This is a genomic window from Burkholderia sp. BDU5 (assembly GCF_001522845.1).
GTDB lineage: Bacteria > Pseudomonadota > Gammaproteobacteria > Burkholderiales > Burkholderiaceae > Burkholderia > Burkholderia mayonis.
In genome coordinates, this window is the sequence record NZ_LOWC01000002.1 from 17,119 (window position 1) to 29,489 (window position 12,371).

At 66.5% G+C, this 12,371-nt stretch carries 15 protein-coding genes; 13 read left to right on the top strand and 2 right to left on the bottom strand.

The features are described from left to right. The first annotated feature begins 2 nt into the window (after positions 1–2). A complete protein-coding gene (locus WS69_RS00550; protein WP_059468900.1) occupies positions 3–1,004 on the top strand; it encodes a S49 family peptidase in 1,002 nt (333 codons plus the stop codon). A 19-nt stretch (positions 1,005–1,023) separates the two neighbouring features. Here WS69_RS00550 and WS69_RS00555 read toward each other — a convergent pair whose 3' ends face one another. Both WS69_RS00555 and WS69_RS00560 read right to left on the bottom strand, forming a co-directional pair. Then, positions 1,024–1,746 carry an SAM-dependent methyltransferase gene (locus tag WS69_RS00555; RefSeq protein WP_059468901.1) on the bottom strand — a complete coding sequence of 241 codons (723 nt, stop codon included), beginning with the start codon at positions 1,744–1,746 and terminating at the stop codon, positions 1,024–1,026. Then, positions 1,743–2,390, bottom strand: coding sequence for a Maf-like protein (locus WS69_RS00560; RefSeq protein WP_059468902.1), 648 nt, complete (start codon positions 2,388–2,390; stop codon positions 1,743–1,745). The genes WS69_RS00555 and WS69_RS00560 overlap by 4 nt, the downstream gene beginning before the upstream one ends. A 295-nt stretch (positions 2,391–2,685) precedes the next feature. On the opposite strand from WS69_RS00560, the gene WS69_RS00565 reads away from it, so the two are divergent. The 12 genes from WS69_RS00565 to WS69_RS00620 all read left to right on the top strand — a co-directional run bounded on the left by WS69_RS00565 (position 2,686) and on the right by WS69_RS00620 (position 12,356). Continuing rightward, positions 2,686–3,318 (top strand): DUF177 domain-containing protein, encoded by a 633-nt coding sequence (locus tag WS69_RS00565; RefSeq protein ID WP_059468903.1) that lies wholly within the window; start codon positions 2,686–2,688, stop codon positions 3,316–3,318. A 101-nt stretch (positions 3,319–3,419) separates the two neighbouring features. Then, a complete protein-coding gene (gene rpmF / locus WS69_RS00570; protein WP_012735017.1) occupies positions 3,420–3,599 on the top strand; it encodes a 50S ribosomal protein L32 in 180 nt (59 codons plus the stop codon). Positions 3,600–3,738: 139 nt separating this feature from the next. Next, on the top strand, positions 3,739–4,845 hold the full coding sequence (plsX, locus tag WS69_RS00575; protein ID WP_059468904.1) for a phosphate acyltransferase PlsX: 1,107 nt from the start codon (positions 3,739–3,741) through the stop codon (positions 4,843–4,845). Next, positions 4,845–5,834, top strand: coding sequence for a beta-ketoacyl-ACP synthase III (locus tag WS69_RS00580; RefSeq protein ID WP_059468905.1), 990 nt, complete (start codon positions 4,845–4,847; stop codon positions 5,832–5,834). The genes plsX and WS69_RS00580 overlap by 1 nt, the downstream gene beginning before the upstream one ends. A gap of 73 nt (positions 5,835–5,907) precedes the next feature. Beyond that, on the top strand, positions 5,908–6,840 hold the full coding sequence (fabD, locus tag WS69_RS00585) for an ACP S-malonyltransferase (RefSeq protein ID WP_059468906.1): 933 nt from the start codon (positions 5,908–5,910) through the stop codon (positions 6,838–6,840). 53 nt (positions 6,841–6,893) lie between these two features. After that, positions 6,894–7,643 carry a 3-oxoacyl-ACP reductase FabG gene (fabG, locus tag WS69_RS00590; protein ID WP_059468907.1) on the top strand — a complete coding sequence of 250 codons (750 nt, stop codon included), beginning with the start codon at positions 6,894–6,896 and terminating at the stop codon, positions 7,641–7,643. Between the two features lie 144 nt (positions 7,644–7,787). Further along, complete coding sequence (gene acpP / locus WS69_RS00595) at positions 7,788–8,027, top strand: acyl carrier protein (protein WP_004197638.1); 240 nt, start codon at positions 7,788–7,790, stop codon at positions 8,025–8,027. A gap of 156 nt (positions 8,028–8,183) precedes the next feature. Then, the gene (gene fabF, locus WS69_RS00600) at positions 8,184–9,422 is read left to right on the top strand and encodes a beta-ketoacyl-ACP synthase II (RefSeq protein WP_059468908.1); all 1,239 of its coding nucleotides are present in this window, start codon (positions 8,184–8,186) and stop codon (positions 9,420–9,422) included. A gap of 11 nt (positions 9,423–9,433) precedes the next feature. Next, positions 9,434–9,907, top strand: coding sequence for a hypothetical protein (locus WS69_RS00605; protein WP_059468909.1), 474 nt, complete (start codon positions 9,434–9,436; stop codon positions 9,905–9,907). Between the two features lie 90 nt (positions 9,908–9,997). Continuing rightward, positions 9,998–10,597 carry an RNA polymerase sigma factor RpoE gene (gene rpoE / locus WS69_RS00610; RefSeq protein ID WP_059468910.1) on the top strand — a complete coding sequence of 200 codons (600 nt, stop codon included), beginning with the start codon at positions 9,998–10,000 and terminating at the stop codon, positions 10,595–10,597. Between the two features lie 83 nt (positions 10,598–10,680). Further along, entirely contained in the window at positions 10,681–11,295 is a 615-nt protein-coding gene (locus WS69_RS00615; RefSeq protein WP_059468911.1) for a sigma-E factor negative regulatory protein, read from the top strand. 5 nt (positions 11,296–11,300) lie between these two features. Continuing rightward, positions 11,301–12,356, top strand: a complete 1,056-nt coding sequence (locus tag WS69_RS00620; RefSeq protein ID WP_059468912.1) for a MucB/RseB C-terminal domain-containing protein — start codon at positions 11,301–11,303, stop codon at positions 12,354–12,356. The last annotated feature ends 15 nt before the right edge of the window (positions 12,357–12,371 follow it).

Consider the following 12,371-nt stretch of genomic DNA (forward strand, 5'->3'; position numbering starts at 1 on the left):
GCATGTCCGATCAAATCAACCCTCCCGATTCGTCATCCCAATCCGCGGCGCGCGCCGCCGCCCGTGAACCGAACTGGGAGCGCGCCGCGCTCGAGCGCATCGCGCTCGCGGCGATCAAGGAGCAGCGCGCGGCGCGGCGCTGGAAGATCTTCTTCCGATTCGCGTTTCTGTTCGTGCTCGCCGCGCTCGTCTTTGCATTTTTCAGCTTGTCCGGCGACGGCGGCAAGCTCGCGAGCGGCCGCCACACGGCGGTCGTGACGATCGACGGCGAGATCGCCGCGAGCACCAACGCGAATGCCGAGGACATCAATTCCGCGCTCGACAGCGCGTTCGAGGATTCAGGCACGGCAGGCGTCGTGCTGCGCATCAACAGCCCGGGCGGCAGCCCGGTGCAGGCGGGCATCGTCTACGACGAGATCCGTCGGCTGCGCAAGAAATATCCGGCGAAGCCGCTCTACGTCGTCGTCACCGACATGTGCGCGTCGGGCGGCTACTACATCGCGTCGGCGGCGGACAAGATCTACGTCGACAAGGCGAGCATCGTCGGCTCGATCGGCGTGCTGATGGACGGCTTCGGCTTCACCGGGCTGATGGGCAAGCTCGGCGTCGATCGGCGCCTGCACACGTCGGGCGAGAACAAGGGCTTCTTCGATCCGTTCTCGCCGGAGACGCCGAAGATGGACGCGCACGCGCAGGAGATGCTCGACGAGATCCACGCGCAGTTCATCAAGGCGGTGAAGGACGGCCGCGGCGCACGGCTGCACGACTCGCCGGACATCTTCTCGGGGCTCTTCTGGACGGGCGCGAAGAGCATCGAGCTCGGCCTCGCCGACGATTACGGGACGACCGACACCGTCGCGCGCGACGTGCTGAAGGCGCCCGACCTCGTCGACTACACGGTCAAGGAAAGCCTGACCAACCGCGTCGCGCGCCGGTTCGGCGCGGCGGTCGGCAGCGCCGCGCTGAAGGCGGCCGTCGCCGGCAGCGAGCTGAAGCTGCGCTGACAGCGCGGCTCGCTCACGCTCAATTCGCGAGCAGCAGGAAAATCGCCGGGCGCTTGTGCAGATCGGGCACAGGCGCTTTTTTCCATGCTCCGGCCGGCCGGCTCGCGATCGTCTCGGTCGGCAGCGTCAGGTCGGCCGCGACGCACACGAGCGTCGACGGCGCGCACGTCGCGACGAGCGTATCGAGCATCGCGTGATTGCGATATGGCGTCTCGATGAATATCTGCGTCTGCCTCGCCTTGCGCGACTGCTGCTCGAGCTCGCGCAGGCGCTTCGCGCGCGCGGCGGCGTCGACGGGCAGGTAGCCGTGAAACGCGAAGCTCTGGCCGTTCAGGCCGGACGCCATCAGCGCGAGCAGGATCGAGCTCGGCCCGACGAGCGGCACGACCTTCACGCCGCGCTCGTGCGCACGCCGCACGAGAAGCGCGCCGGGATCGGCGACGGCCGGGCAGCCGGCTTCCGACACGAGCCCCGCGTCGGCGCCCGCGAGCACCGGCGCGAGCAGCTTGTCGATCTCGCCTGCGGGTGTCTTCACGTTCAGCTCGCGGATCTCGATTTCCTGGATCGGCCGTTCGGCGCCGACTTTCTTCAGGAACGCGCGGGTCGTCTTCGCGTTCTCGCCGATGTAATAGCCGAGCGATGCGGCGCGCGCCTGCACGGCGGCGGGCAGTACGGCCGCCAGCATCGCGGCGTCGCCTTCGCCGAGCGTGTTCGGAATCAGATAGAGGGTGCCTGCCGTCATCGTCCGTCCGCTCCTGTGGCAGCCGGCGCCGGCGCGCCGAAGAGCGGGTAGCCGGCCGCGCGCAGCATCCGCGTGAGCGCGATGAGCGGCAGGCCGACGAGCGCGGTCGGATCGTCGGAATCGATCGCGTCGAGGAGCGCGATGCCGAGCCCTTCCGATTTCGCGCTGCCCGCGACGTCGTACGGCGTCTCCGCGTGCAAATAGGCGTCGAGTTCGGCGTCGGTCAGCGTGCGGAATCGCACGCGCGTCACGATGTCCTCGACTTGCGTCGCGCCGGAGCGGCTGTCGTACAGGCAGAGCGCACTGTGGAATTCGACTTCGCGGCCGCGCATCGCCTGCAACTGCGCGAGCGCGCGCGCGTGCGAGCCCGGCTTGCCGATCTGCAGCCCGTCGAAGGTCGCGACCTGGTCGGAGCCGATCACGAGCGCGCCGTGCGGCGAATTCGCGCGTTCGGCGGCGGCGCGCGCCTTCGCGGCGGCGAGCCGCAGTGCGGTCGCGGACGGCGTTTCGTCCGGCAACGGTGTTTCGTCGACAGCGGGCGTGACGACGTCGAACGGCACGCGCAGGCGTTCGAGGAGCTCGCGCCGGTAGCGCGAGCTGGAGGCGAGAATCAGCCGCGGCGGACTGGAAAGGTTGTCCTGCATGATGGTGTCGGGTGTCGGTCGGTTCGAAAGATCCGGGGTGGAGGGATCGCCGTTGCCGCGCGGCACGCGGGCGCGTCGCGGCGTCGTGTCAGGCGAAGTCTTAAGTGTTTGACTCGAAAAGATAAAACAGGTATGCTCTTGCGCTTTTCATCGGCAGGGGTTTTGCGAGCGCCCAACGCGCCAACGGCGGCGCCGGATGCGTCAGGCATCGGCGCGCGGGACGCGGGGTTGCGCAGGCTGCCTGCACGAACGAGTTGTACCGAGGGTTGATACGGCAGATACGGCAGGAGCGCACATGAACCCGTCCTCAAGCAAGCCCGCGGTTTCGCTCGATCCACACGCGATCGATCTGTTCGAATTTGCACGCAGCGCTCGGCAGGCGGCGGGTGCCGTCCGGCTCTCGCAGTTGCCGCGCATGTTAAACGAAGTGCCGGAGGACGCGCCAGACCGCGACACGGTATTTACCTGGCAGGCGGAGGGCTCGACGCAGCCCGAGCTGCAGGACGACGGCACCGAGGGGGCGCAGCCTTATCTGCGTCTCGCGCTGCATGGCGCCGCGTGGCTCGAGTGCCAGCGCTGCGTGACGCCGTACCAGCAGTCGTTCGATATCGACGTCGTGTACCGGATCGTCGCCACCGAAGAAGAGGCGGACGAATTCCCGCTCGACGAAGATGAAGTCGACGTGATTGTCGGTTCGCGCCAGTTCGATCTCGTGGGCTTGATCGAAGAGGAGTTGCTGCTTTCGCTGCCGCTCGTGCCGAGGCACGATGTCTGTCCGGCGGTGCACGAAAGCCTCGTATCGGGCGCGAGCGGTCCCGCGGCCGATACGGACGATACGTCCGACGAAGCGGCGGGCGAAGGCGGCAGGCCGAATCCATTCGCGGCGCTCGAAGCGCTCAAAAAGGGCGGGGACGGCAACAAACACTAGGCAGTTGGGTTGGGGCGCGGGAAGGCGTGAGGCCGCAGGGCCGGGGTAGCAAGCGCCGGATCGGGCTGTGTTAGAATTCGGAAAATTTTTAGGAGTTAGTCATGGCAGTTCAACAAAACAAGAAGTCGCCGTCGAAGCGCGGCATGCACCGTTCGCACGATTTCCTGACCACCACGCCGCTCGCCGTCGAGCCGAGCACGGGTGAAGTGCATCTGCGTCACCACATCAGCCCGAACGGCTACTATCGCGGCAAGAAAGTCGTCAAGACGAAGAACGACTAAGCGTTTCCGTCTCCGTGGCGCGCGTCTGATGGTCACTCAGGCTTCGCGCGCGACAACCGGTTCGCTTGACACTTTCCTGGCTCAACAAAAAGGCGGCATTCAACTGCCGCTTTTTTGTGCCTGAAATTCGTCGCATTCCATGACTGTAAAGCTCACAATCGATTGCATGGGAGGCGACCACGGCCCGTCCGTGACCGTTCCCGCGGCAGTCAAGTTCGTTCGCTCGCATCCCGACGCGCAATTGATGCTCGTCGGCATCGAAAGCGCGATCCGTGCGCAGCTCAAGAAGTGCAAGGCGCTCGACGAGCCTGCGCTGTCCGTCGTGCCGGCCACCGAAGTGGTCGCGATGGACGACCCCGTCGAAGTGGCGCTGCGCAAGAAGAAGGACTCTTCAATGCGCGTCGCCCTCAATCACGTGAAGGAAGGCGAGGCGCAGGCGTGCATCTCCGCCGGCAACACCGGCGCGCTGATGGCGGTGTCGCGCTACGTGCTGAAGACGCTGCCCGGCATCGAGCGGCCCGCGATCGCGTTCGCGCTGCCGAATCCGACGGGCTACACGATGATGCTCGACCTCGGCGCGAACGTCGACTGCGAGCCGCAGCATCTGCTGCAGTTCGCCGAAATGGGGCACGCGCTCGTCGCGGCGCTCGAGGGCAAGGAGCGGCCGACGATCGGTCTTCTCAACATCGGCGAGGAGATCATCAAGGGGAACGAAACAATCAGGCGCGCGGGCGAGCTATTGCGTGCGAGCACGTTGAATTTCCGCGGCAACGTCGAAGGCAACGACATCTACAAGGGCACCGTCGACGTGATCGTCTGCGATGGCTTCGTTGGCAACGTTGCATTGAAGACGTCCGAGGGCCTCGCGCAGATGCTCGCGGACATCATCAAGGAAGAGTTCAGCCGCTCGCTGCTGTCGAAGCTGATGGCGCTCCTCGCGCTGCCCGTGCTGCTGCGCTTCAAGAAGCGCGTCGATCATCGCCAGTACAACGGCGCGGCGCTGCTCGGGCTGCGCAGCCTCGTCATCAAGAGCCATGGCTCCGCGGACGCGTACGCGTTTGAGTGGGCGATCAAACGCGGGTATGATGCCGTCAAAAATGGTGTGCTGGAGCGCCTTTCGCGAGCGATGGCGGAGAACGCCGCGCCGCTCGGCGAAAGCGGGCGCGACGCGGACGGGGCGGGGCAGGCGAGCCCGTCCGCAGGCCAGCCAGCCGAGCCCTCCGCCGCGCTTTCCTCGAAGACATAATGGCCCAATCGACCCTCTATTCCCGCGTGCTCGGCACGGGTAGCTACCTGCCGCCCGACCGCGTCACGAATCAAGACCTTGCCGACCGGCTCGCGAAGGACGGCATCGAGACGAGCGACGAGTGGATCGTCGCGCGTACGGGCATTCACGCGCGGCACTTCGCCGCGCCCGACGTCACGACGAGCGATCTCGCGCTCGTCGCGGCGCAGCGCGCGATCGAAGCGGCCGACGTCGATCCTCAGTCGATCGACCTCATCATCGTCGCGACGTCGACCCCCGATTTTGTGTTCCCGAGCACGGCCTGCCTGCTGCAGAACAAGCTCGGCATCAAGAACAACGGCGCCGCGTTCGACGTGCAGGCGGTGTGCGCCGGCTTCGCGTACGCGCTCACCATTGCCGACACGCTCATTCGGGCCGGCCAGCACCGCACGGCGCTCGTCGTCGGCGCGGAGACGTTCTCGCGCATCCTCGATTTCAAGGACCGCACGACCTGCGTGCTGTTCGGCGACGGCGCGGGCGCCGTCGTGCTGTCGGCGTCCGAAGCGCCGGGCATCCTCGGCAGCGCGCTGCACGCGGACGGCAGCTACTCGAATATTCTCTGCACGCCGGGCAACGTGAACCGCGGCGTCGTCGCGGGCAGCGCGTTCCTGCACATGGACGGCCAGGCCGTCTTCAAGCTCGCCGTGAACGTGCTCGAGAAGGTCGCGGTCGAAGCGCTGTCGAAGGCCGATCTTGCGCCGGAACAGGTCGATTGGCTGATTCCGCACCAGGCCAATATCCGTATCATGACAAGCACGTGCCGCAAGCTCGGCCTGCCGCAGGAGCGCATGATCGTCACCGTCGACGAGCACGGCAACACGTCCGCCGCGTCGATCCCGCTCGCACTCGACGTCGCGGTGCGCGACGGCCGCATCAGGCGCGGCCAGCACGTGCTGATCGAAGGCGTCGGTGGCGGCTTCACGTGGGGCGCCTCGGTCTTCCGCTTCTGATCGGCTCTTCTCCGCATCCCATCGGCGCGCACGGTCCGTGCGCGCCGCTCGAATCGATTCAATTGGGGACGATATGAAATTTGCATTCGTTTTTCCGGGCCAGGGCTCGCAATCGGTCGGCATGCTCAATGCATTCGCCGACGTCGCCGTCGTGCGCGAGACGCTCGACGAAGCGTCCGACGCGCTGGGTCAGGACATCGGCAGGCTGATCGCCGACGGCCCGGCTGACGAACTCAATCTGACGACGAATACGCAACCCGTGATGCTGACGGCCGCGTATGCGTGCTACCGCGCGTGGCAGCATGCAGGCGGCGAGCGGCCGTCGATCGTCGCCGGCCACAGCCTCGGCGAATACACGGCGCTCGTCGCCGCCGGCGCGATCGCGTTCCGCGATGCGCTGCCGCTCGTGCGCTTCCGCGCGCAGGCGATGCAGACGGCCGTGCCCGTGGGTGAGGGCGGTATGGCGGCGATTCTCGGCTTGGACGACGACACGGTGCGCGCGGTGTGCGCCGAGGCGTCGGCGGCCGGCGTCGTCGAAGCGGTGAATTTCAATGCGCCCGCGCAGGTCGTGATCGCCGGGACGAAGGTGGGCATCGAGAAAGCCTGCGAGATCGCGAAGGCGAAGGGCGCGAAGCGCGCGCTGCCGCTGCAGGTGTCGGCGCCGTTCCATTCGTCGCTGCTGAAGCCCGCGTCCGACAAACTGCGCGAATACCTCGCGAACGTCGACGTGAAGGCGCCGCAGATTCCCGTCGTCAACAATATCGACGTCGCGGTGGCGTCCGATCCCGCGGCGATCAAGGATGCGCTCGTGCGCCAGGCGGCGGGTCCCGTGCGCTGGGTCGAATGCGTGCAGCACATCGCCGGGCAGGGCGTGACGCACGTGATCGAGTGCGGTCCGGGCAAGGTGCTGGCCGGCCTCACGAAGCGTATCGACGCCAATCTGGTCGGCGCGTCGGTGTTCGATCCGGCGTCGCTCGACGAAGCGCTCAAGCTCGTCGCCGCTTGAATTCAAGTCAAGCGCGCAAGCTTGCCGATTCACCTGAAACACGGAACCACTGCATGGACAAGACTCTCGACAAACAAGTCGCGATCGTCACCGGCGCGTCGCGCGGGATCGGTCGCGCGATCGCGCTCGAGCTCGCACGTCGCGGCGCGACGGTGATCGGCACCGCGACGACCGAAGCCGGTGCCGAGGGCATCTCCGCCGCATTCAAGGAAGCCGGGCTCGAAGGCCGCGGCGCCGTGCTGAACGTCAACGACGCGTCGGCGGTGGACACGCTCGTCGAATCGACGCTCAAGGAGTTCGGTGCGCTGAACGTGCTCGTCAACAACGCCGGCATCACGCAGGATCAGCTCGCGATGCGGATGAAGGACGACGAGTGGGATGCCGTGATCGACACGAACCTGAAGGCGGTGTTCCGTCTGTCGCGTGCGGTGCTGCGCCCGATGATGAAGGCGCGCGGCGGACGCATCGTCAACATCACGTCGGTGGTCGGCTCCGCGGGCAATCCGGGGCAGATCAACTACGCGGCGGCGAAGGCGGGCGTGGCGGGGATGACGCGTGCGCTCGCGCGCGAGATCGGCAGTCGTGGCGTCACCGTGAACTGCGTCGCGCCGGGCTTCATCGACACCGACATGACGAAGGTGCTGCCGGAAGAGCAGCAGACCGCGCTGAAGACGCAGATCCCGCTCGGCCGCCTCGGCAGCCCGGAGGACATTGCACACGCGGTCGCGTTCCTCGCGTCGCCGCAGGCCGGCTACATCACGGGTACGACGCTGCACGTGAACGGCGGCATGTACATGTCGTAACGGAATTCGTTTACCATCCGCGCCGTGCATGCGTAACAGCGCATCGGGCGCTTGTTTGGCGGCAAAGCCGGCGCGCATTTTGGGCAGCATCAAACCTGTTAAAATGCGCGCACTTGTAAATCTGAACTTTCCCTCGGAGGGGTAATGGACAACATCGAACAACGCGTCAAGAAGATCGTCGCCGAACAACTGGGCGTCGCCGAAGCTGAAATCAAGAACGAAGCGTCGTTCGTGAACGACCTCGGCGCAGATTCGCTCGACACGGTCGAGCTGGTGATGGCGCTCGAAGACGAGTTCGGCATGGAAATCCCGGATGAAGAAGCCGAGAAGATCACGACCGTTCAGCAAGCAATCGACTACGCTCGCGCGAACGTCAAGGCGTAACACGCGCGTCGCCTGCAAGTTTTTGCACACGCTGCGCTGGATGCGCGATCGCGTCGGCGTCCTTGCCGGCCGAGCTAACAGCCACAGGGCTCGCAGGGGTGGTTCCTGTGGCCGCTGTGGCTTTTGTTTTTGTCATTCAATGGAAAAGAGGTTACCGTGAGCCGCCGTCGTGTTGTTGTTACAGGCCTTGGGCTGATTTCGCCTGTTGGCAATAATGTTGCCGACGGCTGGGCCAATCTCGTGGCCGGCAAGTCCGGCATCGTCAATATCACGAAGTTCGACGCGACGAACTTCTCGACCCGCTTCGCAGGCGAGGTGAAGGGCTTCAACGTCGAGGACTACATCCCGGCGAAGGAAGCGCGCCACATGGATACGTTCATCCATTACGGGATCGCGGCCGGCATGCAGGCAATGCAGGACAGCGGCTTCGAGGTCACCGACGAGAACGCGGAGCGCGTCGGCGTCGTCGTCGGCTCGGGCATCGGCGGGCTGCCGATGATCGAAGTCACGCAGACCGAGCTGCTCAACCGCGGCCCGCGCCGGATCTCGCCGTTCTTTGTGCCGGCGTCGATCATCAACATGATCTCGGGTCACCTGTCGATCAAGTTCGGCATCAAGGGACCGAATCTCGCGATCGTCACCGCGTGCACGACCGGTCTGCACTGCATCGGCGAGGCGGCGCGCCTCATCGAGTACGGCGACGCCGACGTGATGATCGCGGGCGGTGCGGAAGCGACCGTGTCGCCGCTCGGCATCGGCGGCTTCGCGGCCGCGCGGGCGCTGTCACAGCGCAACGACGATCCGGAGACGGCGAGCCGCCCGTGGGACAAGGACCGCGACGGCTTCGTGCTAGGCGAAGGTGCAGGCGTTATGGTGCTCGAGGAGTATGAGCACGCGAAGGCGCGCGGCGCGAAGATTTACGCCGAGGTCGCGGGCTACGGGATGAGCGGCGACGCCCATCACATGACCGCACCGCTCGAAGACGGCGACGGCGCCCGCCGCTGCATGCTGGCCGCGCTGCGCAACGCCGGCATCGGCGCCGGGCAGGTGAGCTATCTGAACGCGCACGGCACGTCAACGCCGCTCGGCGACGTTGCCGAAACCGTCGCGATCAAGCGTGCGTTCGGTGATCACGCGAAGCGCATCGTCGTCAACTCGACCAAGTCGATGACGGGCCACCTGCTCGGCGGTTCGGGCGGGCTGGAATCGGTGTTCACGGCGCTCGCCGTCCATAACCAGGTGTCGCCGCCGACGATGAACATCTTCAACCAGGACCCCGAGTGCGATCTCGACTATTGCGCGAACGAAGCGCGCGAAATGAAGATCGACGTCGCGCTGAAGAACTCCTTCGGCTTCGGCGGGACTAACGGCACGCTGGTCTTCAAGCGCGTCTGACGCGGGGTCGCTTGACGGAGCCGTTCCAAGCCGCATCGGCAGGCGCGCAGCACGTCGTGCTGCGCGCGTCGGTGTGGCTGCGCGTCGCGTGCACGCTGTTCGTGCCCGCCGTCGGCGCGGCGGTCCACGCCGGCGCCGAGGCGCTCGTCGGCGGTGGCGGGGCGGCGGTGCTTGCCGTGCTGGTCGCCGCGCTCGTCGCGCTGCGTGCACGGGCCGCTTGCGGACGGTGCCAGCCAGCGGCGCTGCGGATCGACGTCGGTGCGGGCATGCTTGCCGCGTTCGGTCGCGACGGGCGGCTGCTCGCGCACGGCCAGATCGCCGGCTGCACGCAATGGAGCGATCTGCTCGTCGTGCTGACGGTGCAAGGCCGCAGCCGGCGCGCGACATCGCTCGTGATCCTAGCGGACGCGGTCGACGCGCCCGTGTTCCGCGCGCTCTGTGCGCTGGGCCGGCGCGCCGCGCGCGGGACGCTCGCGGCGGCATGACCGTTTCCGATCGCAAACGCTCATGAGCGGCTCGAGCGGGAACGTTACAATAACGCTCCGCGTTGCTTCCCTCGTTTACGGATTTGTCAGGTGAGTGAAAAAGAAATCGATCAGGTACTGGTCGAACGCGTACAGAATGGCGACAAGGCGGCGTTCGAACTCCTGGTCGCCAAATACCACCGCAAGATCATCAGGCTGATCTCGCGTCTCGTGCGAGATCCCGCGGAGGTCGAGGACGTGGCCCAGGACGCGTTCATCAAGGCGTATCGCGCGTTGCCGCAGTTTCGCGGCGAGTCGGCGTTCTACACGTGGTTGTACCGGATTGCCGTCAATACGGCGAAGAACTACCTTGCGACCCAGGGCCGCCGGGCGCCCACGTCCACCGACGCGGATGCCGAAGAGGCTGAAACTTTCTCCGACGCCGACCAACTAAGGGATATCAACACGCCGGAATCGATGTTGATGAGCAAGCAGATCGCCCAAACGGTCAACGCCGCGATGGCGTTGCTGCCGGAGGAACTGCGAACGGCCATCACGCTGCGCGAGATCGAAGGTTTGAGCTACGAGGAGATCGCGGAGATGATGGGATGCCCGATCGGCACCGTCCGCTCGCGAATCTTTCGTGCCCGCGAGGCGATCGCGGCAAAATTGCGGCCGCTGCTCGATACGCCGGAGGGTAAGCGCTGGTAAGCGCTCGCGGCGGGTCGGAGCGGGTTGGGGTCTAGTTACGGAGTCGTGTATCACGACGGGGTGTGTGCAAGATGGGGAGCATCATGGGGTCGGTCTCTACGCAGTCGCAGGCGTGCTCGCAACGCGAGCGCGTGTCCGCTCTGGTCGACGGCGAAGCGCCTGAAGGCCTTTCGCTGAAACAGATTCTCGCGGGGCTGGGCGACGCCGAGCGCGCGACGTGGGCGCATTATCACGTGATCGGCGATGCGCTGCGATCCGACGAACTCGCGTTCGAGCCCGCCGAGAGCGGCGCGTTCATGGCCCGCCTCTCGGCGAGCCTCGCGGCCGAGCCGCATCTGCTCGCGCCCGCCGCCGCGCCTGTCGCGCGCCGGCTGCTGGCGCTGCGCCGCCGAGCCGTGCCCGCGTTCGCGGTCGCGGCCGCCGCGGCGACACTGACTTGGATCGTCGTGCCGCAGATGCAGGGCGTCGGCGCGCCGGGCGGCGTCCAGGTCGCGTCGGTGAGCCCCGCGCAGCAAGGCGCGCTGCAACGCGTGACGGCCGCCCAGCCGAGCGCGCAGCCCGCGCTGCAGGACGCAAACATCATTCGCGACGCGAGCCTCGATCAATATCTCGAAGCGCATCAACAGTTCGCGCAGCAGCCCGTCGTGACGGGTTCGATGCCGGTCATTCGCACAGCCGTCACCACGCAAGGCCAATAAACTCGATGCGGACGTTGCAGTTGAATCAAGCCATCCTCGGATGGAGACGGCTGCCGGCGCTTTTGCTGTGCGCGGCAGCGCTGTTGTCCGTCCAATCCGCCGCCTTCGCGCAGCAGCCCGACGACCCCGTGGCCACCCCGCGCTCCGCCGCCGAGTGGCTCGATCGCATCCAGCAGGCCGCGCAGCAGCAGAACTACGAAGGGACGTTCGTCTATCAGCGCGGCGCGTACGTGCAATCGTCGCGAATCGTCCATCTTGCGTCGAAGGGCGACGGCGAATACGAGCGGGTCGAAAGCCTCGACGGCAAGCCGCGCACGCTGCTGCGCCACAACGACGATCTCTATACGTTCGTGCCCGAGCGGCGGCTTTGCGTCGTCGAGCGCCGCCAGAACAAGGATTCGTTCCCCGCGCTGCTTGGCGCGAGCGGCGAGCAGGTCCTGTCGGTCTACGAGCCGAAGTCGCTCGGCCGCGACCGCGTCGCGGGCCTCGACGCGCAGGTCGTCGAGCTCGTGCCGAAGGATGCGTACCGCTTCGCGTACAAGCTGTGGACCGACGCGAAGACGGGGCTTCTGCTGCGTTCGCAGACGCTCGACGCCGACGATCACGTGCTCGAGCAGATCGCATTTTCGCAATTGCAGCTCGGCGCCGCGGCGCCGAGCCAGAAGACTGCGATCGCGGCCGGCATGCGCAATCTCGGCGGCTGGACCGTCGTTCGGCCGCCCGTCGCGCCGATCGACATCGAGGCGCAGGGCTGGCAGATCGCGCCGACCGTCGCGGGCTTCCGAAAGATCCGCGAGGTGCGCCGCCCGATGGCCGCGCGCGACGCGAGTGATCCGCCGATTCCCGTCGATCAGGCCGTCTTCACCGACGGTCTCGCGACGATTTCGGTCTTCATCGAGCCCGCCGAAAAGAACAGCCGCAAGGAAGGGGCGGGCAGCACGGGCGCGACGCACGTGCTCGTCAAGCGCCGCGGCGATTTCTGGATCACCGTTCTTGGCGAGGCGCCGCCCGCGACGTTGCAGCAGTTCGCATCTGCCATAGAATACAAGGCTTCCAAGTAACCCTTCGGCTTCCGA

Excerpts from the sequence above, each read along its gene's own strand:
- WS69_RS00580 (WP_059468905.1), top strand. The coding sequence starts at position 4,845 with ATGGCCCAATCGACCCTCTATTCCCGCGTGCTCGGCACGGGTAGCTAC.
- fabG (WP_059468907.1), top strand. The coding sequence starts at position 6,894 with ATGGACAAGACTCTCGACAAACAAGTCGCGATCGTCACCGGCGCGTCG.
- WS69_RS00615 (WP_059468911.1), top strand. The coding sequence starts at position 10,681 with ATGGGGTCGGTCTCTACGCAGTCGCAGGCGTGCTCGCAACGCGAGCGC.
- WS69_RS00620 (WP_059468912.1), top strand. The coding sequence starts at position 11,301 with ATGCGGACGTTGCAGTTGAATCAAGCCATCCTCGGATGGAGACGGCTG.
- WS69_RS00550 (WP_059468900.1), top strand. The coding sequence starts at position 3 with ATGTCCGATCAAATCAACCCTCCCGATTCGTCATCCCAATCCGCGGCG.
- rpmF (WP_012735017.1), top strand. The coding sequence starts at position 3,420 with ATGGCAGTTCAACAAAACAAGAAGTCGCCGTCGAAGCGCGGCATGCAC.
- WS69_RS00555 (WP_059468901.1), bottom strand. The coding sequence starts at position 1,746 with ATGACGGCAGGCACCCTCTATCTGATTCCGAACACGCTCGGCGAAGGC.
- plsX (WP_059468904.1), top strand. The coding sequence starts at position 3,739 with ATGACTGTAAAGCTCACAATCGATTGCATGGGAGGCGACCACGGCCCG.
- WS69_RS00560 (WP_059468902.1), bottom strand. The coding sequence starts at position 2,390 with ATGCAGGACAACCTTTCCAGTCCGCCGCGGCTGATTCTCGCCTCCAGC.
- acpP (WP_004197638.1), top strand. The coding sequence starts at position 7,788 with ATGGACAACATCGAACAACGCGTCAAGAAGATCGTCGCCGAACAACTG.
- fabD (WP_059468906.1), top strand. The coding sequence starts at position 5,908 with ATGAAATTTGCATTCGTTTTTCCGGGCCAGGGCTCGCAATCGGTCGGC.
- WS69_RS00565 (WP_059468903.1), top strand. The coding sequence starts at position 2,686 with ATGAACCCGTCCTCAAGCAAGCCCGCGGTTTCGCTCGATCCACACGCG.